General features: G+C 60.6%; 15 protein-coding genes. 9 read left to right on the top strand and 6 right to left on the bottom strand.

What is annotated here, in order from left to right; genetic code table 11:
* Positions 1-81: 81 nt before the first annotated feature.
* From VXJ24_RS01385 to VXJ24_RS01375, 3 genes are read left to right on the top strand one after another with little or no spacing between them, the layout of a single operon-like run.
* The gene (locus tag VXJ24_RS01385) at positions 82-1,215 is read left to right on the top strand and encodes a homoserine dehydrogenase (protein ID WP_330971126.1); all 1,134 of its coding nucleotides are present in this window, start codon (positions 82-84) and stop codon (positions 1,213-1,215) included.
* 1 nt (position 1,216) lies between these two features.
* Positions 1,217-2,539: an aspartate kinase gene (locus VXJ24_RS01380; RefSeq protein WP_330971125.1), complete on the top strand. Its 1,323-nt coding sequence runs from the start codon at positions 1,217-1,219 to the stop codon at positions 2,537-2,539.
* Positions 2,540-2,550: 11 nt separating this feature from the next.
* Entirely contained in the window at positions 2,551-3,564 is a 1,014-nt protein-coding gene (locus VXJ24_RS01375) for an aspartate-semialdehyde dehydrogenase (protein ID WP_330971124.1), read from the top strand.
* 88 nt (positions 3,565-3,652) lie between these two features.
* On the opposite strand, the gene VXJ24_RS01370 is transcribed toward VXJ24_RS01375, so the two are convergent.
* On the bottom strand, positions 3,653-4,024 hold the full coding sequence (locus VXJ24_RS01370) for a YegP family protein (protein ID WP_330971123.1): 372 nt from the start codon (positions 4,022-4,024) through the stop codon (positions 3,653-3,655).
* Positions 4,025-4,140: 116 nt separating this feature from the next.
* Positions 4,141-5,700, bottom strand: coding sequence for a L,D-transpeptidase (locus VXJ24_RS01365; protein WP_330971122.1), 1,560 nt, complete (start codon positions 5,698-5,700; stop codon positions 4,141-4,143).
* 95 nt (positions 5,701-5,795) lie between these two features.
* On the opposite strand from VXJ24_RS01365, the gene VXJ24_RS01360 reads away from it, so the two are divergent.
* Positions 5,796-6,632: a TrmH family RNA methyltransferase gene (locus VXJ24_RS01360; RefSeq protein WP_330971121.1), complete on the top strand. Its 837-nt coding sequence runs from the start codon at positions 5,796-5,798 to the stop codon at positions 6,630-6,632.
* 86 nt (positions 6,633-6,718) lie between these two features.
* On the opposite strand, the gene ftsH is transcribed toward VXJ24_RS01360, so the two are convergent.
* Together ftsH and VXJ24_RS01350 are read right to left on the bottom strand one after the other, a co-directional pair.
* Complete coding sequence (gene ftsH / locus VXJ24_RS01355; protein ID WP_330971120.1) at positions 6,719-8,620, bottom strand: ATP-dependent zinc metalloprotease FtsH; 1,902 nt, start codon at positions 8,618-8,620, stop codon at positions 6,719-6,721.
* Between the two features lie 122 nt (positions 8,621-8,742).
* Positions 8,743-10,644 (bottom strand): fructose-1,6-bisphosphatase, encoded by a 1,902-nt coding sequence (locus tag VXJ24_RS01350; RefSeq protein WP_330971119.1) that lies wholly within the window; start codon positions 10,642-10,644, stop codon positions 8,743-8,745.
* 549 nt (positions 10,645-11,193) lie between these two features.
* On the opposite strand from VXJ24_RS01350, the gene ileS reads away from it, so the two are divergent.
* The 5 genes from ileS to VXJ24_RS01325 all read left to right on the top strand — a co-directional run bounded on the left by ileS (position 11,194) and on the right by VXJ24_RS01325 (position 18,567).
* The gene (gene ileS, locus VXJ24_RS01345) at positions 11,194-14,010 is read left to right on the top strand and encodes an isoleucine--tRNA ligase (protein WP_330971118.1); all 2,817 of its coding nucleotides are present in this window, start codon (positions 11,194-11,196) and stop codon (positions 14,008-14,010) included.
* 68 nt (positions 14,011-14,078) lie between these two features.
* Entirely contained in the window at positions 14,079-14,564 is a 486-nt protein-coding gene (gene lspA, locus VXJ24_RS01340) for a signal peptidase II (RefSeq protein WP_330971117.1), read from the top strand.
* Entirely contained in the window at positions 14,557-15,579 is a 1,023-nt protein-coding gene (locus VXJ24_RS01335) for an RluA family pseudouridine synthase (RefSeq protein ID WP_330971116.1), read from the top strand. Before lspA ends, VXJ24_RS01335 begins: the two co-directional genes overlap by 8 nt.
* A 51-nt stretch (positions 15,580-15,630) precedes the next feature.
* On the top strand, positions 15,631-16,914 hold the full coding sequence (locus tag VXJ24_RS01330) for a glycosyltransferase family 2 protein (RefSeq protein ID WP_330971163.1): 1,284 nt from the start codon (positions 15,631-15,633) through the stop codon (positions 16,912-16,914).
* A 138-nt stretch (positions 16,915-17,052) separates the two neighbouring features.
* A complete protein-coding gene (locus VXJ24_RS01325; RefSeq protein ID WP_330971115.1) occupies positions 17,053-18,567 on the top strand; it encodes an IMP dehydrogenase in 1,515 nt (504 codons plus the stop codon).
* Between the two features lie 125 nt (positions 18,568-18,692).
* On the opposite strand, the gene VXJ24_RS01320 is transcribed toward VXJ24_RS01325, so the two are convergent.
* On the bottom strand, positions 18,693-21,524 hold the full coding sequence (locus tag VXJ24_RS01320) for a molybdopterin-dependent oxidoreductase (RefSeq protein ID WP_330971114.1): 2,832 nt from the start codon (positions 21,522-21,524) through the stop codon (positions 18,693-18,695).
* Positions 21,521-22,351, bottom strand: a complete 831-nt coding sequence (locus tag VXJ24_RS01315) for an FAD binding domain-containing protein (RefSeq protein ID WP_330971113.1) — start codon at positions 22,349-22,351, stop codon at positions 21,521-21,523. The genes VXJ24_RS01320 and VXJ24_RS01315 overlap by 4 nt, the downstream gene beginning before the upstream one ends.
* Positions 22,352-22,419: the final 68 nt, after the last annotated feature.

The following is a 22,419-nucleotide window of genomic DNA, read 5'->3' as shown; positions in this document are numbered from 1 at the left end:
TTACGGGCGCTTGTGGTCCATGATAGCGGTGTTCATCAGGAAGACGGGCTTCCGTCACACGTTGGAAAGATTGGATGATATATGAACGTAGCCCTGCTTGGCCACGGTACGGTCGGTCGTGGCGTTGTCCAGATCATCGAAAGCTCGGTACCCACCCTCAAGGTCACGCGCATCCTCGAGCTGCCGGACCGCTGCACGGAACCGCGCATGACTTCGAACTTCGATGATATCGCGAACGACCCTGAAATAACTGCCGTCGTCGAGTGCATGGGCGGCCTCGAGCCGGCACATACCTATATCCTGCGTGCCCTCGATGCTGGCAAGTCTGTCGTCACGTCCAACAAGGCAGTCGTCGCAGCCTGCTTCCAGGAGTTCGTCGAGCATGCCGCAAAGAGCGGTGCCCGCCTCTTCATCGAGGCTACCTGCGGCGGTGGCATTCCCTGGATCGCCTCTATCCTGAAGGCGAAGCGCATCGACAAGATCTCTGCCATCTCCGGCATCATGAACGGCACGACGAACTACATCATCGAGAAGATGCGCGATGACGCGGTCGACTTCGATGTCGCTCTTGCCGAGGCACAGCGCCTGGGATATGCCGAGCGCGACCCCACGGCCGACATCGACGGCATCGACGTGAAGAACAAGACGATCATCGGCACGTCGGTTGCCTTCGGCTGTGCCTGCCAGAAGGACATTCCTACAACCGGCATCAGGAACTTGAAGATTGCGGACCTCACGTTCCTCGAGAGCAGGGGATACGTCGTGAAGCTTCTCGGCCGCGCGACTCAGCAGGATGGCCGCTACGCCGCAGCAGTCGAGCCGGTCTGCATGCCGCTGCGCACGCTCGAGGCGGATGTCCCCTCGAACTTCAACCTCGTGACGCTCGACGGTGCGACGATCGGCACGCTCAAGTTCTATGGCCAGGGTGCAGGAAGCCTGCCGACTGGCAACGCAATCGTCCAGGATCTCCTCGACTGCGCCGAGGGCGCCGAGCCCACCTACCGGTTCGACGAGCCGCTTGCCTGGGATCCTGCCCTTCTCAAGGGCAGCTACCTTCTGCGCACGAAGGCAGATGCGCCGGAAGGTGCCAAGCCCTATCTCGAGGGCTACTGGCGCCTCGACGGCCTGAATGTCGAGGCCGCCCGTGCGCTCTATGAGAAGCAGCTTGAAAAAGACCCTGCTGCCTTCATGGCAGCATTCCCGCAGGAGGCATAACGTGCTCAAGGTTGCAAAATTCGGCGGCTCCAGCGTCGCTTCGGCAGACCAGTTCAGGAAGGTCAAGAGCATCGTCGAGGCAGACCCTGCCCGCCAGTTCATCGTCGTCTCTGCAGCAGGACGCCGCTCGAAGGACGACGACAAGGTTACCGACCTGCTCTATCTCGTCTGCGCACATGTGAAGTACCACGTGGATGCAACGCCTCTCATGGAGCAGATCAAGGCCCGCTTCGTCGAGATCGCACGCGAGCTCGGCCTTGCCTATCCGATCGAGGAGGAGTTCGACGAGTTCGAGGCTCATGTGACCGAGTATTCGCCTGAGTACATCGTCTCCCGTGGCGAGTACTTCACGGGCCAGCTCATGGCTGAATACCTTGGCCTTCCTTTCGTCGATGCTGCTGACGTCATGCGCTTCCACCGCAATGGCAAAGTGAGCATGACAAAGGCGACGCACAACATCCACGAGATGGCAAAGAAGATAGGCCCGTTCCTGATTCCGGGCTTCTATGGTGCGACGCCCGAAGGCGAGATCCGCCTCTTCGACCGCGGCGGCGGCGACATCACCGGCGCTATCGTCGCGCGTGCCATAGGCGTCGACCTCTATGAGAACTGGACCGATGTGTCAGGGTTCCTGTCCTGCGACCCGCGCATTGTCGAGCATCCCCGCCCCATCCACCGCATCACGTTCGACGAGATGCGCGAGCTCTCCTACATGGGAGCTTCGGTCCTCCACGAGGAGGCGATATTCCCGGTACGTGAGGTCGGCATCCCTATTGCAATCAAGAATACGAACGACCCGCATGCCGAGGGCACCATCATCTCCGAGGAAGCGACGGATGACTCTGTCGAGCACCTGATCACAGGCATCGCTGGCAAGAAGGACTTCCTCTGCGTCTACGTGAAGCAGAACCATATGTCGACGGCTGTGGGCGTGCTTCGCCGCGTGCTCTCCATCTTCGAGCGCTACGGCGTCTCGATCGAGCATGTGCCGACCGGCATCGACTCCTTCGGCGTCGTCGTGAATGCAGCCGATGTGCATGACTGCCTCTACTCGATTGTGGGCGACATCCAGGAAGAGGTCCAGCCGGATGAGGTCCGTGTCATCGATGGCCTGGCTCTCATCACGGTCGTCGGCCGCAACATGTCGAAGCGCGTCGGCACCTCGGGCCGCATCTTCTCCACGCTCGGCGAGAACGGCATCAACATCCGCCTGATCACGCAGAGCTCTCAGGAGATCAACATCATCTTCGGCGTGGACAACGCCGAATTCGAACGTGCAATACGTACCATCTACCTGGCATTCGCTGATGAGATGGTGGAATAGGAGCAAGAACCATGGCAGGAAAGCGTGTAGCCATTCTCGGCGCCACGGGCGTCGTCGGAACCCAGATGAGGCAGTGCCTCGAAGAGCGCAACTTCCCGGTAAGCGAGCTGGTGCCGCTTGCCAGCGCGAAGAGCGCCGGCAAGACCTTGAAGTTCAAGGGCGAGGAAGTCGAGGTCAAGGAAGCAAAGCCTGAGGCCTTTGACGGCATCGATATCGTCCTCGGCGCAGCAGGAGACGGCATTGCCAAGGCACTTCTGCCCGAGGCGGCAGCACGTGGTGCGGTCTGCGTCGACAACTCGCATGCCTTCCGTCTCGATCCGGATGTGCCGCTGGTCGTTCCCGAGATCAATCCGGAAGACATCCAGAACCATCCCCGCAACATCATTGCGAATCCCAACTGCGCAACGATCATCGGCCTTGTGCCGACCTATCCGCTCCACAAGGCGGCAGGCCTGAAGCGCATGATTGTCTCTACCTACCAGGCAGCATCCGGCGCTGGCATGCCGGGCCTCACAGAGCTCACACGCGAGCTCAAGGTGCTCGCCGAGGGTGGCGAGGTAGGGGATACAAGCCCCTTCGCCTACCAGCTTGCCATGAACCTGATTCCGCAGATCGGCAGCTTCAAGGACGAGGGCTACACGTCCGAGGAGTGGAAGATGCAGAACGAAGGCAGGAAGATCATGCACCTGCCGGAGGTCCGCGTGAACTGCACCTGCGTCCGCGTCCCCATCATGCGCTCCCACTCCGAGTCCATCACGCTCGAGTTCGAGAACCCGCTCTCGCCGGATGAGGCACGCGAGATCCTTTCCACGGCTCCCGGCGTCAAGGTCGTCGATGACCCTGCGAACCTGCGCTACCCGATGCCGCTCGATACCTCCGACCAGGACCTCGTCTTCGTCGGCAGGATCCGCCGCGACCTCTCCGCTGCAGATGGCGTCAACGGCCTCACGTTCTTCTGCTGCGGCGACCAGATCCGCAAGGGCGCTGCAACGAACGCCGTCCAGATTGCCGAGTACCTCGTCTAGAACAGCATTCATAGACACAAAGAAGCCCTCCCATGCTCAGGCGTGGGAGGGCTTTCATGTATATGAGTTCACAGCTATCGGCTGATGTCTACATATCGTCAGCAGCGATGGAGGAATCGCATTCATTGCGCATGCGCTCTATGCGCCGAAGGAGGCTCTCCTTTTTCTCGTAGCTGTGCGACTGGAAGATGTCGCCGTTGTCCTTCGTGAAGAAGCGGAAGAAGTAGTTGCCCGAGAGCGTCTCGTAGATGCGGTACTTCGGTGCCGGCTCGCGCTTGAAGGCATCGACGGTCGAATCCTCGACAGCAGCAGCCGGTGCATCCTCGCGCACGGCATCGATGCCGGCAAGGCACTCCTCGCGCGACGGGAAGACAAGAGACGTGCCCAGGATGTGGCCATTGCTGGAGCACAGGTTGAAGAGGTAGCGGCCATCCTTCTCGTTCAGAACATACTGGCCCATGGAGGCTCCTTTCGCTCGGGTGCGGATAGTGCCATAAATCTTGCAGCAGATATGGATGAATGCATCCCTTAGAGCGGCAAATGGCAGACCGTCCTGTGCGAACGGAGAAAGAGGCTCTACTCGTGCACGACCACGACGTCGCCGACATGCACGAGATCGTAGAGCTCGTTGGCCGCATCGAGCGGCAGGTTCACGCAGCCGTGGCTGCCGTCTGTCTTGTAGATGTCGCCGCCAAACTCGGTTCTCCACGTTGCATCATGGAGGCCCCAGACCGTGCTGATGAAGCCCATCCAGTTGTATACGAAGTTTTCGGAGGCATCCTCGCCCGTGAGCGTGATGGAGTTCATCATGTTCTGGATCGTGAAGACGCCCTGAGGTGTGTCATTGCCGGCAGCGACATTGCCGGTCACGACATCGGATTCCCAGAGCACCTGTCCTGCATCCACGAGCACGGCATGCTGGTTCGTGATGTCCACGTCGATGTAGCGGTCTCCCCAGTCAGCCGCACCGGCTTCCGTGAAGCCATCTGCCTCCTGGGTGACGTGGATATCGATTGTCGCAGTGTCCTTTGCCATGGCGGCGGCATAGGCCTCTTGAGCGAAGCTCTCAGCATCCACAAGCTGGCCATAGGTGCTTTCCGACTCGGGGTTCGTGTTGCAGGAGACAGTCTTCGTCTCGCCTGCATAGTTCGTGAATGTACGCGTGGTCCCCACGGTATCGAAATTGTCCTCTGCCCACTTCTCGATGGCATCCTGCGTCAGCTGCGGCATGAAGGAATCATCGAGTTCGATCCAGTCAGCGACGACGTTGTCGGAAGGCGTCGCTACGGTCGTGCCGTCGAGCGTGATCGTGAGCTGGGCGCCCATGAGGGAGTTGGCGGCAGGGATGGCAGTGGCGAGGCGCTCATCGGTCGAGAGGACCTCTGGCGCGATATAGGCAGCATCGTTCAGCTTGCAGGAGCTTGCCAGATGCTGGAAAGATGTCCGCACGGCGTTCTCGACGATGTCCTCGTGAAGCTGGGTGCCCCTCGTCTCAGAAGCGACGACAAAGGTTGACTGGCTTGCGTCGTAGGCAAGATGAGCATCCTCAGAGGGCGTGGCTGTCTCGTTCACGTTCTCGACGGCCGTGCTCACGGCATCCGAGAGGGCTTCCTCGTCGAGCGTGACGGCATCAGACGGAAGCACGATATCGGTCTTCGTGAAGAGGGAACGCACAGCTGCGACAGGCCACACGAAGCCGTTCTGGGCCTTGAGGAGCTCGGAAGCAGCCTTGTCTGCATCGTAAGCAAAGCCTGCACTATCGCCCGAGACCGTGAAGCTCTCAGTGCCATCCGCATCGGTGACGGTGACCGAGAAGCCATCAGACGCATCCCTGAGGGTGGCAGAGATCTTGGAGGAGCCTGCGAATGCAATGTCTCTGCCTGCTGCCGTGGTGCCAGGAAGGGCATGGCTCAGGAAGAAGACGGAGCCAACAAGATAGATGGCAGCGAGGACAGCGATGATGATGGGAGCCTTCGAGGCCTTCCTGCGCCTCTGCTTCCTCTGTTCTGGACGCTCCTGCCTGGGCGCCTTGTGCCTTGCCTCATGCTTCGGGGTGCTCTGCCCATCCTGTGCGGTCGATATATGCGCTGCGCTGCGGGCAGGCCTTCTCGTATCGCTTTCCATATGTCTGGACACTGCTCTTCGACTCTCTTTCCTGTCTTGGGTTCCGGAGATGCTATCGTAGCAGCATTGGAAGGCGTACGGCAGAGCTCAAACGAAAGGTCCAGAACGTGAAGCCAGAATTGATCGAAGACCTCGAAGATCCAAGGCTCGACCCGTATCTGAGGCTCACGAACCATCAGCTGAGATGCGAGCTCGAGCCGGAACGTGCCCTTCTCATCTGCGAGTCCCAGATCGCTATCGAGGTAGCGTTCAAGGAAGGCGTGCGTCCGCTCTCGCTTCTGGCAGACGAATCGCAGGTCGGAAGCATTTCATCCCTTCTGGCTGTCTGGCCAGACGATGTGCCGGTGCTTCTCCTTCCGCATAACATGTCGGAGAAGGTCATAGGATATAGGCTCAACCGTGGTGTCCTCGCTGCGATGAAGCGCCCGCAGCTGCCTTCCGCAGAAGGGCTTCTGGAGCGCCTCTGCGCAGAGAAGGAGCGCGTGCGCCTCGCGGTGCTCGAAGGGCTCGTCGATGTCTCGAATGTGGGGGCGCTCTTCCGCTCTGCCGCGGCGCTCGACGTGGACGGCGTGATCGTGGCACCTAGCTGTGCCGATCCCTGGAACAGGCGGTCTGTGAGGGTATCCATGGGAACGATCTTCCAGGTGCCGTGGGCAAAGGCGGAGGACAGATGGCCTGGGGACTTCTTCGCACTCCTGGAACGCAAGGGCTTCGCATCGGTGGCATTGGCGCTCACGGATGATGCGGTGCCGCTTTCGGATCCGGCCCTGAAGGAACCTCTCCATGAGGCGCTCTTCTTCGGCTCTGAAGGCTATGGACTCTCCGATGAGGTGCTCTCGCGCTGCGACAGGCACGCTATCATCCCGATGAGCCACGGCGTCGATTCGCTCAATGTGGCAGCAAGCTCGGCAGTCACGTTCTGGGAGCTCTGCGCCAGGCGCTAGGGGAGAGCGCAAAGAGAATAGCTTGACATGAAAAAGCGGGAGGCACTGGTGAGTGCCTCCCGCTTGCTTGCGGCAGAGCAGATGTCCTACTGCTGGGCCGGGGCCTGTGCAGGGCGCGGAGCGAAGCCGTCATCGCGCGTGAACATTGCCATGAACTCCTCGCCCGTGATGGTCTCCTTCTTCTGGAGATAGCGGGCAATCTCATGGAGCTTGAAGCGGTGGTCCTGGAGCGTCTTGAGGGCGGTCTGGTGGCCCTCCTCGACAATCTTCTGGATCATCTCGTCGACCTTTTCGGCCGTGCCTTCGGAGCAGGTGAGCTCAGATCCGCCGCCGAGGTAGCGGTTCCTCTGCTGGCCCAGGGCGACCATGCCGAGCTCTTCGGTCATGCCGTACTGCGTGACCATGGCGCGGGCGATCTGCGTCGCCTTCTCGATATCGTTCGAGGCGCCGTTCGTGGCTTCGCCGAAGATGAGCTCCTCAGCAGCGCGGCCGCCGCAGAGGACAGCAATCTGCTCTTCCATGTCCTTCTTCGTGGACAGGAAATGCTCGTTCTCGTCGACCTGCATCGTATAGCCGAGAGCGCCCGACGTGCGCGGCACGATCGTGATCTTCTGGACCGGAGCATCGGAGCGCTGGGTGGCGGCGACGATAGCGTGGCCGACCTCATGGTAGGAGACGACCTGCTTCTCATGCTCGGAGAGCACCGTCGACTTGCGCTTCTCGCCGGCGATGACGACCTCGACGGATTCCTGGATGTCTTCCTGGGAGACGCGCTTCCTGCCCATGCGGACTGCGCGGAGGGCTGCCTCATTGATGATGTTGGCAAGGTCAGCGCCGGAAGCGCCTGGGGTCGAGCGGGCAATGACATCGAGGTCGATGCCCGGTTCCATCTTCACGTCGTTCGCGTGGAGCTGAAGGATTGCCTTCCTGCCGGCAAGATCGGGGAGCTCGACGGGGATGCGGCGGTCGAAGCGGCCTGGGCGCAGCAGTGCCGGGTCGAGCGTCTCGGGCCTGTTCGTGGCGGCAAGCACGACGATGCCCTTGTGGTTGTCAAAGCCATCCATCTCGGAGAGGAGCTGGTTCAGTGTCTGCTCGCGCTCGTCATTGGAGTTGATCGAGGTGTCGCGCCTCTTGCCGACAGCATCGATCTCATCGATGAAGACGATGCAGGGAGCCTTCTTGTTCGCTTCCTTGAAGAGGTCGCGGACCTTTGCGGCACCACGGCCGACGAACATCTCGACGAACTCGGAGCCGGAGATCTGGAAGAACGTGACGCCGGCCTCGCCTGCGACAGCACGTGCGAGGAGGGTCTTGCCTGTGCCCGGAGGGCCGACAAGCAGAGCGCCACGGGGGCAGCGTGCACCGATCTCGTTGTACTTCTCAGGGTGCTGCAGGAAGTTCACGATCTCCTGCAGGGATTCCTTTGCCTCGTCCTGGCCTGCGACATCCTTGAAGGTCGTGTGGACCTCTTCGCCCTTGACCTCCTTGGCAGAGGACTTGCCGAGGCCGCCTCCTCCAAGGCCGCCAAAGCCCGATCCGCCCGAGAAGTCCATCGTGTCGCCCATCTGCTTGCGCATGCGGCGGTTGATGAGCCAGCCCAAGAAGAACACGATTGCAAGCGGCAGGATGTAGCTCAGGAGCATATAGTAGAGCAGGTTCTGGTTCTCGTTCGGGATGGATGCCGACATGTCGACTTTGTGCTCGGTGAGCCTGTCCACGAGTCCGTCATCGTTCGGGAATGCGGTCGTCGAATAGGTCTTCTCGACACCCGAGGAGTCCTTTGCCTTGAACGTGATCTCGTTCGTGCTGGTATCCAGGTCGACCTTGGAGACCTGGTTGTCATCGACCATCTCGAGGAACGTGCTGTAGCTTACATCCGTCACCTGCTGGTACAAGGTGGGGTTGAAGTACGAGTTCAGGCCGAAGATCAGCGCGATAGCGACGATCAGGTACAAGATCATCGACTGTCGTTGCTTCTTGTTGTCCATCGTCTTCTCCTTGCGGGCGCCTGAGCACCCATTTCCAACTGCATTGACAGAACATGTACCCTAAGGCCAGAAATAGAGACACACATCTCCGAATTCTGGAGAGAATGCGGCAAATCGTCCCGTCAGTGTGCGGCGTGCTCCACAAGTAGGCCGCATCGGTAGGCATCGAGAAGCGCCCTGAGATCTGCTATCTGCTGCCGGATCTCAGCGCCGGTGTCCGTGTCGCCGATCAGGAGCGGCCTCTCCTCATACTCGAACTTGTCGGTATCGGAGACGATGTCCTCGTTGAGGTCGAGCACATCATGGATGGAGCTGAAGGGGCGGTGCGCCTTGATGCGCATGCCTGTGGCCTCGGCGATGAGCGTGTATCCTGCAATGCCTGTCGTGTGGTGGTAGGCGCGGCAGAAGCCGCCGTCGATCACGAGGACCTTGCCGTCTGCGCGGATGGGGCTCTCGCCCGCCGAGGCGTGCACCGGCGTGTGCCCGTTCACGATGTGGCAGTGCGGTCCTGTGAGGCCGAACTCGGCAAGCACGCGGTCTGCGATCTCGGGCTTGCTCACGAGCGCATAGTAGGGGTCTCTCGGCTCCTTCCAGGTAGTCTGATCCTTCACATAGGTGCGCTCGAAGGTCCTGACCTCGCGGCCCGAGAGCGGCGAGAAGCGGCCGCACCAGAGATACCACATCCAGTCGAGCGAGAGCTGGTCATGCTGGTGCCAGGCGGTCCTTGCGACACGCTCTGCATAGTCAAGGTAGGCCTTGCCTGCATAGAGCGTATCCCCGTGCTTCACGGGATTGAAGGAGCCATCCTGCTTCATCGGCAGACAGGCATGGAAGAGGACATTCCTGTTGTGCACGAGATACATGGATCCATGGTCATAGAGGAAGCCGATGTCGCGCTGCAGGCGCTCCGATGAGCGTGCACTCTCGACGAGATGGGCCATGACCTTGGACTCCTCGACGCTCAGCTGATAGGGGTGCTCGGGATCGACGGTCGGGAAGTCGGACGTCGCGAGCTCATACTCCTTGTCTCCGATGCGCACACAGCCGCGCTCCTTGTCGATGTTGCCGAGAAGGAGACGTCCTTCCATCTGCCAGTTCGGATGACGCTGGATCGTCTGGCCTTCGAGCTTGAACATGATGACGGAAATGGCCTTCTCGAAGGGGGAGAGCACGTCGTCCTTCTGGTAGGTGCGTTCGGCGAAGAGGGCAAGCTCCCTCAGGCTTATCCCATAGGAGTTCTCGAGGATGGCAAGAGCGTCGTAGTGGATGTTGTTGCGGATGATGGCGGCAAGACAGACGGGAGACCCTGCTGCTGCCCCCATCCAGAGGATATCGTGGTTTCCCCACTGGATGTCGACCGAGTGGTAGCGCATGAGGCGCTCGATGATGAGCTCGGCGTGAGGGCCACGGTCATAGATGTCTCCGACCACATGGAGCGTGTCGACCGCGAGGCGCTTGATCAAGGAGGCAAGAGAGCAGATGAAGTCGTCAGCAGACCCCGTGTCGATGATCGAGGTGATGATGCGCTCGTGGTAGACCTGGCGCACCTTGCGCTCGTCCGGCGTGAAGTGAAGGAGCTCGTCGATGATGTAGGCATAGGCGACGGGCATCGCCTTCCTGACCTTCGAGCGCGTGTAGGAGCCCGAAAGGTAGCGTGCCAGACGCACGAGGCGCGTAAGGGAGATGGCATACCATTCCTCGGTCGCGCGCCCCTCCTCCTTCATGCGGCGGAGCTTCTCCTGCGGATAATAGATGAGGGTGCAGAGGTCCTGCTGCTCGCTTGTCGTGAGCTCCAGAGAGAACGTCGAGCGCACCCTTTCGCGGATGACGCCCGAGCAGTTGTTGAGGATATGCTCGAAGGCCTCGTACTCTCCGTGGATGTCGGAGACGAAGTGCTCGGTTGCCTTCGGCAGGTTGAGGATGGCTTCGAGATTGATGATTTCGGTGAATGCCGTCTGGGCGGTCGGGAACTTCTCTGAGAGAAGCTCGAGATAGCGCCTGTCGGCCGGTTCTGGTTCGCCCATGCTCTGCTTTCTTCTTGTCATATCTACATAGATGTGACCATACTGGCATACCAGATTGAGCAAGGATGCGACAAATCCATGAGCGGAAGGCATAAGAGCATATAAGAGCATATATAAGAGATGCGCCACGAGCGTTCCGGCAGCAATTGTTTCAGGGCGGCATCGTTTCTCTGTCCAGAATATATGAGCAGGTGCCTTCGGCGGCCGATGAGTGCTACTATGTGTCGCCAGAGGCAATGAAGAGGACGAGTACCTTCCAAGCACGGCCGCCAGAGAGCGGGGCTGCTGGAATCCCGTGACCGGAGCGGAAGGGAATATCACCTTGGAGCCGTGGCCCGAACGCAGAAGCCCTGCAAGTAGGCACCACCGGATTGGCCGCCGTCATAGGCCAGCCGAGTACGGCGGAGTTTCCGCTCGCTGGGTGGTCTACAAGCGAAGTGTGCCAAAAGCAGCGCTTCGTCCCAGCAAGAGGGACGGGGCGCTTTATTTATGCAAGGCGTCCTTTGGGAGGGAAAGCCCTAAAGCTTTCCGGAAAGCGAGGGTCTCAAGGTGGCTAACGAGTTCAAGAAGACGATGAACCTGCCGAAGACCGGGTTCCCCATGCGTGCAGGCCTTGCACAGCATGAGCCCAAACGTCTCGAGCAGTGGGAGCAGAACGATGTGTACGGCCTGCTTCTAAAGAAGAACGAAGGTCACGAGAAGTTCGTGCTGCATGACGGACCTCCGTATGCAAACGGCCCGATCCATCTGGGACATGCACAGAACAAGATCTCGAAGGACATCATCAACCGCTACTGGTCCATGCGTGGCTATCAGACGCCGTATGTTCCGGGCTGGGACTGCCACGGCCAGCCGATCGAGCACAAGGTCGAGGAGAAGCTCGGCACGGAGAAGTTCAACCAGCTCCCGACCGTCAAGATCCGCGAGATCTGCAACAAGATGGCTGTCGAGCAGGTCGACACGCAGCGCCAGGGCTTCAAGCGCCTCGGCGTCCTCGGCGAGTGGGCAAATCCGTATCTGACCTACACGCATGACTACGATGCGACCGACGTCGAGATCTTCAAAGCCATCTTCGACAAGGGCGCCATCTACCGTGGCAGGAAGCCGGTGCACTGGTGCATGCACTGCCATACGGCTCTCGCCGAGGCGGAGATCGAGTACAGCGACGAGGTGTCGCCGGCAATCTTCGTGCGCTTCGAGATGACGACAGTGCCGGAGGGACTCGAGGCCTACAAGGGAAATCTCTGGGTCGACATCTGGACGACGACGCCCTGGACCCTTCCTGCCGATGACGCCGTGATCCTCCATCCTGAAGCCGAGTACGTCGGCGTCGTCGTTGACGGACGCTGCGAGCTCATGGCAGAGGCGCTCGTCGAGAAGGACTGCGAGAAGTTCGGCTACAGCGACTACGAGCTTGCCCGCACCGCTGACGGCTCTGTCTGGAAGATGACGGGCACCGAGCTCTGCCACAACAAGTACAAGCAGCCGATCTTCGGCGACCAGGGCGTCGAGGGCGAGTTCATCTATGCTGACTACGTCACGCTCGAAGATGGCACCGGCATCGTCCACACCGCTCCCGGCCACGGCGTCGACGACTACAATGCCGGCATGCGCTTCAACATCCCGATCGTGATGCCGGTCGACGACGACGGCAACTTCTACAAGGGCGACGGCATGGGCACAGGCGGCCCCTGGTCCGGCATGAACGTGAACGATGCCAACCCGAAGATCATCGAGTGGCTCCAGGAGCGTGGCACCCTCATCCTTCATGAGGACATCACGCACTCCTATCCGCACTGCTGGCGCTGCAAGCAGCCGGTCATCTTCCGTGCCACGAGCCAGTGGTTCGTCTCCATGGACCAGACCGGCCTTCGCAAGGAGGCGCTCGACGCGCTCAGCCACGTCCGCTTCTATCCGGCCCATTCCATCAAGCGCATCGGCTCCATGGTCGAGCAGCGCCCGGACTGGTGCATCTCGCGCCAGAGGAACTGGGGCGTGCCAATCCCTGCCCACACCTGCCAGGACTGCGGCGAGACCGTGCTGAATGACGAGACGCTCGACAAGGTCATCGACCTCTTCCGTGCCAAGGGTTCCGATGCCTGGTTTACGGAGGATCCGAAGGACTACCTCGGCGATGCCTGCGTCTGCCCGAAGTGCGGCAGCCACAACCTCAAGGCGAACAAGGACATCCTCGATGTCTGGTGGGACTCTGGCGTCTCGCACACTGCTGTCTGCAAGCACCGTCCGTACCTCAAGTTCCCGGCCGACATGTACCTCGAGGGCTCCGACCAGCACCGCGGCTGGTTCATGAGCTCGCTCATGACAAGCGTGGGCGCCTACGGCGTAGCTCCCTACAAGTCTGTCGTCTCCCAGGGCTTCACGCTTGACGGCAAAGGGCGCAAGATGTCCAAGTCCCTCGGCAATGTCATCGACCCGAACAAGGTCTGCAACACACGCGGTGCCGATGTCCTGCGTCTCTGGGTGGCCTCTGTCGATACGTCGACCGATGTCCCCTGCGACGACACGATCCTGGACCACGTCGGCGATGCCTACCGCAAGATCAGGAACACGTTCAGGTTCCTCCTCGGCGAGCTCGAGGGCCAGTTCGAGCTTGATGCCGACGGACTTCCCTTCGAGGAGCTCACGGCCTACGACAAGCTGACACTTGCCCATATGTGCGAGGTCCACAAGGCTGTCGAGAAGGCGTATGGCGAGTATCGCTTCAACGTTGTCTACCGCAACCTCTACGACTACGTGACGGAGCTCTCGAACGGCTACCTGAACGCGACGAAGGACCGCATGTACTGCGGCGGCAGGGACTCGAAGGAGCGCAGGAGCGCACAGACGACCTGGGCATACATCCTCTCGATGCTCATCCACGACTTCCAGCCGATCCTTGCCTACACGACCGACGAGGCCATGGCATACCTGCCGAAGTCGCTCAAGGACGGCCAGACGTTCGCCGCCCTTCTCGACTGGTTCGAGAATCCGGTCGCAGACGAGGTCTTCGAGAAGTACCTGCCGGCCTACAACGCAATGACCGAGGCCAGGAGCGCCTTCACGAAGGCATACGAGGAGGCGCAGGCAGCAGGGACGATTTCCGAGAAGACGTCCCAGGCCGCTCGTGCCGAGCTCGTGCTGCCGCATGATTTGTATGAACTCCTCGCTGGCGCGCTTGGCTGCGATCTCGCCGAGCCGTTCGTCTGCTCTGACGTGAAGCTCTCCGAGGGCGACGAGCTTGCCTGCACCGTGCTTCCGGCCGAGGGCGAGAAGTGCCCGCGCTGCTGGAACTGGCGCACGCTCGGCGCAGACGGCCTCTGCCCGCGCTGCCACGCAGCCGTCGAAGAGGCAAACGCACGCGCATAGCGATTCCGTGCAACAATAGGAGGCGGCCGTGCTTGGCATGGCCGCCTTTTCATGAAGAAGGAGGATGGATGGCAAAGGCAGGACGAAGGACAAGGATCACGCTCTTTCTGGCGATGGCGGCAGTGGCTGTCATCTTGGACCAGATCGTGAAGGCCTGGGTGAGGAGCGCGCTCCCAAAGACAGGAGACACTGCCCCCTTCATTCCCGGCGTGCTGCGCCTTCTCCATGTGGAGAACACAGGCGCTGCCTTCTCGATGGGCGAGGGCAAGGGCTTCTTCTTCGTCGCAATAGCTGTCGCCATCTTCATCCTGGCTCTTCTCGCCGTCTGGAAGGAAGAACTCTCGGTGCCGTTCGCACTCGCGCTTGGCGCTGTCGCAGGCGGCGGCATCGGCAACATGATCGACCGCCTCGTCCAGGGCTCTGTCACAGACTTCTTCGCGACCCAGTTCATGGACTTTCCGGTCTTCAATGTCGCAGACATCTTCGTGACGCTGGGCGTCATCTGCGTTCTCATCTGCCTTATCCGTGAGGGAGGCGAGGACAGGCGTGGCTAGTGCACTCAGGACATTTCTCGTGGGGCCGGAAGGCGACGGCGAACGTCTCGACAGCTTTCTGGCATCTCAGGACAATATGCCGTCGAGGAGCGCCTGCGCCAAGCTCATCGAATCCGGTGCCGTCACGATCAACAGCACGCATGCCGACTCGAAGAGCGAGAAGGTATGCTTGGGCGACCGCATCCAGGCCGAAGTCGAAGAGCCGGAAGAGGTAGGCGGCCCTCTTGCCCCCAATCCCTATATACCGCTCGATATCCGCTTCGAGGACGAATATCTGATCGTGCTCTCGAAGCAGGCGGGCCTTGTCTGCCATCCGGCGCCGGGCCACGTGGATGATACGCTTGCCAATGCGCTCGTCGCTCACTGCGGCTATGGACATCTCGGCATGCTCCAGGGAGAGGAGCGCCCCGGCATCGTGCACAGGCTCGACCGCGATACCTCGGGCCTCATGGTTGCCGCCAAGGATGACAGGACGCAGAAGGCGCTCCAGGACCTCATCCGCCTCCGTGTCCTCGACAGGCGCTATGTCGTGCTCGTGCATGGCTATGTGGCACCTGACGACGGCACGATCGTGACAGGCATTGCGAGGTCCACGAAGGACCGCCTGCGCATGGCGGTATCGGACGATCCGGGGGCACGCGAAGCGATTACGACGTTCAAGACGCTCGAGCGCTTCGAGGCAGGAAGGCGCGATGAAGGCTACAGCCTCCTCGAGTGCCACCTCTATACGGGGCGCACGCACCAGATCCGCGTGCATATGCGCCATATCGGACACCCGGTTGTAGGAGATCCGCTCTACGGAAAGGGCAGCCTCCTTCAGAACAAGGGGCTCACACGGCAGTTCCTCCACTCCTGGCATATTCGCTTCGACCATCCATGTACTGGAGAGACCATAGAGTTGGCTGACAGACTGCCAGACGATCTTCTGAATGTATTAGAATCACTTCAAGGTACCTCGATGGGCCAGACCGAGCGGGGACGCGAGGTGTGCCCGGAGCTTGGCCTGTCCCTGTGAGAGCGCCCGACGTGCGCCTGAGGAAAGAGGGGTTGCTTCGTGGGATATACGATGATCAAGGCGGGCCTGACGCCCATCGTAATCTTCAACTTCATCATGCTGCTGTTCTTCACGCTGGCATACTTCTACCAGTTCGTCTATATCCTGCATGTGTGGAGACGCGGCGACGTGAAGATACCGCCTGCCAAGAAGCAGCACTGCTATGCCTTCGTGATTGCAGCCCACAACGAGGAGCCTGTCATCGGCAACCTCGTGCGCTCCATCCTCTCGCAGAACTATCCGCGTGAGCTCATGGACGTCTATGTCGTGGCAGATGCCTGCACGGACAACACGTACAAGGAAGCGCTCGATGCCGGTGCCATCACCTGGGAGCGCAATGACCTTGTGCGCAAGGGCAAGAGCTGGGTCCTCGACTATGCGTTCAACCGTATCCTCGACGAGACTGGCGACAAGTATGACGGCTTCTTCGTCTTCGACGCCGACAACATCGTCTCGCCTGACTATACGAAGATCATGAACGATGCCTTCGACCAGGGCTATCTGGTCCTCACGTCCTACCGCAACTCCAAGAACTTCGATTCCTCCTGGGTCTCTGCAGCCTATGCGCTCTGGTTCCTGCGCGAGGCGAAGTTCCTGAACAATGCCCGCATGGAGCTTGGCACCTCTGCTGCCATCTCGGGCTCTGGCTGGCTTGTCTCCTCGAGCATCATCCGCGGCATGCACGGCTGGGATTTCCACCTGCTCACGGAGGACATCCAGTTCTCGACGTTCTGCGCCGCGAACAACATCCAGATCGGCTACGCACCAGCAGAGTTCTTCGATGAGCAGCCGGTCACGTTCAAGGCATCCTGGATTCAGCGCATGCGCTGGACGAAGGGCTTCTACCAGGTCTTCTTCAGCTATGTGCGCGACCTTGCCCACGGCATCCGCAAGAAGCAGTTCGCTTCCTATGACCTGCTCATGACCATCGCTCCAGGCATGATCTTGACGCTCATCTCCGCGTTCGTGAATGCCGCCTATCTCGGCATCGGCGCGGCAAGCCATGGTTTTTTGGCAACGCAGGGCGAGCTCCTCATGTGTGTCGGCTCTCTTGTCATGACCTTCGGCTCCATGTATGTCGTGTTCTTCCTGCTCGCAATCATCACGACGGTCTCCGAGCGCAAGCACATCCATGCGCGCAAGAAGTGGCGCATCATCACGAACATCTTCACGTTCCCGCTGTTCATGATGACGTACATTCCGATCACGGTCGTAGCACTCTTCAAGAAGGTCGAGTGGGTGCCCACGAAGCATGACATTGCTGTCAACTTCCAGGATGTCATGAACGAAGGATAGGGGAGCTTATGCGGGGAATCGGGTTCTGCGCCCGATTCCCCGTTTTAGGTGAATGGATGCAAATAATAGGCAGATGGGTGCTACAATCCGTTCAACCAAAACGGACGTAGCGTTTCGAGCAGATGGAGGCAACGCTTCATGGCAACATTCTTCGAAGGAGAGTCCCACACTTTCTCTGAGTACCTGCTGGTGCCTGGCTATTCATCATCCGAGTGCATTCCGGACAATGTTTCCCTGAAGACACCGCTCGTGCGCTTCAAGCGTGGAGAAGAGCCTTCGATCACGCTCAACATCCCGATGGTGTCTGCAATCATGCAGGCTGTCTCCGGTCCGCGTCTGGCAATCGCGCTTGCCCAGCAGGGCGGCATGAGCTTCATCTATGGCTCACAGTCCGTGGAGGCCGAGGCTGCGATGGTCGCAGAGGTCAAGTCCTACAAGGCAGGCTTTGTCGAGTCCGACTCGACGCTCACGCCTGACATGACGCTCCAGCAGGTCATGGACCTGAAGGAAGAGACGGGCCACTCCTGCATGCCCGTCACGGATGACGGCACCGGCCACGGCAAGCTCCTCGGCATCGTCACGTCCCGTGACTACCGTCCTTCGCGCGACGACCGTGGCAAGCTTGTCCGCGACTTCATGACGCCGTTCGAAAAGCTCATCACCGCTCCCGACGACACGACGCTCAAGACAGCAAACGATATCATCTGGGAGCACAAGCTCAACCAGCTGCCGATTGTCGACAAGGATCAGCACCTCGTCTCCCTCGTCTTCCGCAAGGACTACGACTCCCACAAGTCGAACCCGAACGAGCTCCTCGACGCCCACAAGCGCTACATGGTCGGCGCCGGCATCAACACGCGCGACTATGCCGAGCGCGTCCCTGCCCTCATCGAGGCAGGCGCCGATGCGCTCTGCATCGACTCATCCGAGGGCTTCAGCGAGTGGCAGAAGCTCACGCTCGACTGGATTCGTGCCCACTACGGCGATTCCGTGAAGGTCGGCGCTGGCAACGTCGTCGATGCCGAAGGCTTCCGCTTCCTCGCGGACTGCGGCGCTGACTTCGTGAAGGTTGGCATCGGCGGAGGCTCCATCTGCATCACGCGCGAGCAGAAGGGCATCGGCCGTGGCCAGGCATCTGCTCTCATCGATGTCTGCCGTGCCCGTGACGAGTACTACAAGGAGACCGGCGTCTATGTGCCGGTGTGCTCTGACGGCGGCATCGTCTACGACTACCACATGACGCTTGCCCTTGCTATGGGTGCTGACTTCATGATGCTCGGCCGCTACTTCGCACGCTTCGACGAGTCCCCGACCCGCCGCGTGAATGTCAATGGCTCCTACATGAAGGAGTACTGGGGCGAGGGCTCTGCCCGTGCCCGCAACTGGCAGCGCTACGACCTCGGCGGCAAGAAGAAGGGCCTCTCCTTTGTCGAAGGCGTCGACTCCTATGTCCCGTACGCGGGCTCGCTCAAGGAGAACATCGATGGCTCGCTCCTGAAGGTCCGCTCCACGATGTGCAACTGCGGTGCCCTCAACCTCAAAGAGCTTCGCGACAAGGCAAAGCTCACGCTTGTGAGCGCAACCTCGCTCGTCGAGGGCGGAGCACACGACGTCGTCTTGAAGGACCAGGATCCGAACGTGAACTTCCGGTAGGAGCGAAGACAAGATCTGCTCAGAGCCTCTGCTTCGTGCAGGGGCTCTTTTCATAGCAAGGCTGAGAAGAAGAGAGCGCCTCCCGGATGACCCGGAAGGCGCTCTGCCTGCGATATGAAAACTGCCTAGCCATCTTCGCCGAGCAGGACCTTCTCCGGCAGGATCGGAAGCGACCTCACGTAGCGGCCTGTCGCATGGGCGACGGCGCTTGCAATCGCCGGGGAGGGCGTATTGATGACGACCTCGCCGATGGACTTGGCGCCGAAGGGGCCAGTCGGCTCATAGCTGGGCATGAACTCCACGCGCATGTCGGGTACATCGAGGCGCGAGGGGATCTTGTAGTGCATGAAGGAATCGGTGCGCATGTGACCGCGTGCATCGTAGACGACCTGCTCGGTCAGGGCCATGCCGATGCCCTGGACAAGGCCACCCTCTGCCTGCACACGGGCAAGCGGCACATTGATGACCGTGCCGCAGTCGACGACGGCAGCATAGTCGGTGAGCGTGACCTTGCCGGTTGCCTTGTCGACCTCCACTTCGGCGACGCCTGCCATGAAGGGAGGAGGCGACTGCGGCTGCGTGTTTGCGCCATGGCCGGAAAGATGGCCCTGGTTGAGGCCGAAGCCGATGGCCCTGTTCGCAAGCTCCTTCACGCTCATCTGCTGCGTGCCGCCGGCGCTCGAGACGACGCCTTCCGAGAACGTGACCTCGTCGGGTGCGGCCTTCCACCAGGAAGCAGCCTGGGCGCAGATCTTTCTCTTGAGCTCCTCGGCTGCGCGGAGCACGGCACCACCCGAGGTATAGGTGCCGCTCGAGGCGTAGGCACCCGTATCGTACGGGGAGGTGTCGGTGTCCACGCCCTTTACCACGATATCGTCGACAGGGCACTCGAGCACCTCGGCGGCAATCTGTGCAAGGATCGTATCGGCTCCCGTGCCGACGTCGGTCGCACCGATATCGAGGATATAGAATCCGTCATCCTCGAGCGTGATGTCGGCATTCGCGATATCGACATTGCTGATGCCGGAGCCCTGCATCGTAAGCGCCAGGCCGATGCCACGGACACGGTCTCCGAGGTCTTCGCTCAAGGGTCTGTCCTTCCAGCCTGCCATCTCGAGCGCGCGCTTCAGGCACTCCACTGCCCGGCAGCTCCTGAGCGGCTCTTCGTTGAGCTGGTGGAGGTTCTGGCCTGCCGTGACGAGGTTCTTGAGGCGGATTTCGGCAGGGTCCATGCCGAGGGTATCTGCCATCTCGTTCACGGCAGACTCGACGGCAAAGCAGCCCTGTGTCGCGCCATAGCCACGGAAGGCGCCTCCCGGCATCGTGTCGGTGTAGCAGACGTTGTAGGCAAAGCGGCTCGGCACCTGGTTGTAGATGGGCAGGGTCTTTCCTGCCGCAAGTGTCACGGTCGTCGAGCCATGGTAGCCATAGGCACCGGCATTGGAGAGGACATGAAGATCTATTGCTGTGAGTGTGCCGTCACGCTTCGCACCGATTTTCACCGTGAGATACATCTCGTGGCGGGAGTTCGTGGCCGAGAGCGTCTCTTGGCGTGTCAGGATGCATTTGCAGGGGTGTCCGGTCTGTATGGCTGCAAAGGCAGCGTAGACCTCGCAGGAACCTGACTGCTTCGCGCCGAAGCCGCCGCCGACGCGGGGCTTCACGACACGGACGCGGCTCTGGGGGATGCCCAAGGCTGTCGCCACCTGGCGGCGGATATGGAAGGGGACCTGCGTCGAGCTCACAATCGTGATGCGGCCGAAGGCATCGGTCGTTGCATAGCAGCGGAATGTCTCCATCATCGACTGTTCGGCTGCCTGCGTATGATAGGTATGCTCGAGCACGACATCGGCTGCTTCGAAGCCTGCATCCACATCGCCGTATTCATGGCCGCCTGTCGCGACGAGATTGCGCTTCGGGTCTCCGGTCTTGTCGCCGCCGAAGGCCCAGTCGTCCTCGTCGTGGATGATGCAGGGATTGTCGAGGGATTCGCAGACATCGAGCACGTAGGGCAGCTTCTCGTATTTCACCTTCACGGCGTGCATGGCAAGTTCTGCTGCGACCTTGTTCTCGGCGACGACGATAGCGACCTCATCTCCGATGTAGCGCACGGTGTCGTCCAGGATGCACGTGTCATAGGGACTCATCTCGAGGTAGCTCTGCCCTGCAAGCGTGAAGCGGTGATGAGGAACATCCTTCGAGGTATAGATGGCAACAACGCCCGGGATTGCAAGCGCTTTTTCCGTATCGACGGAAAGCACGCGGCCATGGGGGACAGAGGAGCGCACGAGACGCACGATGTAGGCATCATCCGGTGCAAGGTCGTCGGTATAGACGGGACGTCCTGCGAGGAGCGCCTCTGCATCCTTCTTCACGACGGCAGAGGAGAGCGTCTTTCCACGGTCTGGCGTCTCGATCTCGGCAGCGGCTTTGCGCACCTGCCCGACGGCCGCCTCTGCTTCGGCAGAGCCTTGGGAGATCTCTGCTCCTGCAGCGCGGTCACGGCCGAGGAAGCGCCTGATGGCACGCATCTGGGATGTGTAGCCTGTGCAGCGGCAGAGATTGTTTGCGAGGAAGCTCCTCATCTCATGGTCGGTGGCATCAGGATTCGTGCGGTCGAGCGCAAGCACGGCCATCTCGAGGCCTGGGGCGCAGAAGCCGCACTGGTCTGCTCCTTCTGCGGCAAGGCACTCTGCAAGCTCCTTGCGCTCCCTGCCCATGCCTTCGAGCGTCAGCACCTCATGACCCGAGACACGGGACATGATGAGGGCGCAGGAGAGTTCGGGCGAGCCGTCGACAAGCACGGTGCAGAGGCCGCAGTTCGTCGTCTCGCAGGCGCACTTCACGCTCTTGATTCCATGCTTCCTGAGCCAGGAGAGGAGCGTCTCGGCCGGGTCTGCCTTGGTCGTGACGGGGCGTCCATTGAGGGTGAAGGCAATCTCGATGCTTTCGCTCATCGTGCATCCTCTCTGATCTCAGAGGTTTCAGATGAAAGCGGATTAGCGGCTGCATGCTCGATGGCACGGCGTGCCAGCTTGCGCGCTGCCGCCTTTCTCCAGGAGGCAGAGCCACGCATATCGGATCCGAAGGGAAGTGCTGCGACAAGCTCTTCCACCCGGTCGAGCTCGTCATTCGATGGGTGCTCTGAGAGCGTGCAGGACGAGAGGTCGACAAGCTGTGCACGCTTCGGAAGCGATCCTACGGCGAGGCGCCAGGAGCCATCCTGCCAGACGGCGCAGACATTGAGGGCGCTGAAGTCCGTGGCAGAGAGCCTCACGCCTTCGAAGGCGGCGCGTGCCGGCGTATCTGATAGCGAAACCTCTGTGAGCACATCGTGCACGGTGCCCATGCGGGCAAACTCGGCAAGCGGCAACGTGCCAGCCTTTGCGAGCGTGACCTCGGCATCGAAGGGAAGAAGACAGCAGAGCACATCGGAGAAGCCCATGCGGGAAAAGACGGAGCCGCCGACGGTTGCCTGGTTCCTGAACTGGGTGCCGACAATGCCCTCCGTCGCCTCTGCAAAGGCGCCTGCGGTAAGGTGTGCAAATGCTTCGTCGGTGCGTGCACGCTCGATGCTCGCCATGGCACCGATAAGGATCTTTCCGTCGACGTGCTTCACATAGTCAAGGCCCGCCGATGCAAGGTCGATCGCATAGGGGACGGTCCTGTCCTGGAGGCGGAGCCACATCATGCCACCGAGCACGGTGGCATGGGGATGTTCCTCGAGGAGCGCGAGCGCCTCTTCGGGCGAGCGCGGACGCGCATATTCTTCAAAGCGGAGCAAGGATTGCCTTCCTCTCTTTGTGGCCAGACCCACTCATTGTGACGTTTATGGAGCCATTTCAGCAGTTC

Origin of the sequence: Olsenella kribbiana, from assembly GCF_036408795.1 — a bacterium.
In the GTDB taxonomy this organism is placed as follows: Bacteria; Actinomycetota; Coriobacteriia; order Coriobacteriales; family Atopobiaceae; genus Olsenella_L; species Olsenella_L kribbiana.
The sequence above is the reverse complement of the archived record's forward strand: the minus strand, read 5'-3'. Positions and strand labels throughout refer to the sequence as shown.

Excerpts from the sequence above, each read along its gene's own strand:
- VXJ24_RS01385 (WP_330971126.1), top strand. The coding sequence starts at position 82 with ATGAACGTAGCCCTGCTTGGCCACGGTACGGTCGGTCGTGGCGTTGTC.
- VXJ24_RS01375 (WP_330971124.1), top strand. The coding sequence starts at position 2,551 with ATGGCAGGAAAGCGTGTAGCCATTCTCGGCGCCACGGGCGTCGTCGGA.
- VXJ24_RS01370 (WP_330971123.1), bottom strand. The coding sequence starts at position 4,024 with ATGGGCCAGTATGTTCTGAACGAGAAGGATGGCCGCTACCTCTTCAAC.
- ftsH (WP_330971120.1), bottom strand. The coding sequence starts at position 8,620 with ATGGACAACAAGAAGCAACGACAGTCGATGATCTTGTACCTGATCGTC.
- VXJ24_RS01350 (WP_330971119.1), bottom strand. The coding sequence starts at position 10,644 with ATGGGCGAACCAGAACCGGCCGACAGGCGCTATCTCGAGCTTCTCTCA.
- lspA (WP_330971117.1), top strand. The coding sequence starts at position 14,079 with ATGGCAAAGGCAGGACGAAGGACAAGGATCACGCTCTTTCTGGCGATG.
- VXJ24_RS01330 (WP_330971163.1), top strand. The coding sequence starts at position 15,631 with ATGATCAAGGCGGGCCTGACGCCCATCGTAATCTTCAACTTCATCATG.
- VXJ24_RS01325 (WP_330971115.1), top strand. The coding sequence starts at position 17,053 with ATGGCAACATTCTTCGAAGGAGAGTCCCACACTTTCTCTGAGTACCTG.
- VXJ24_RS01320 (WP_330971114.1), bottom strand. The coding sequence starts at position 21,524 with ATGAGCGAAAGCATCGAGATTGCCTTCACCCTCAATGGACGCCCCGTC.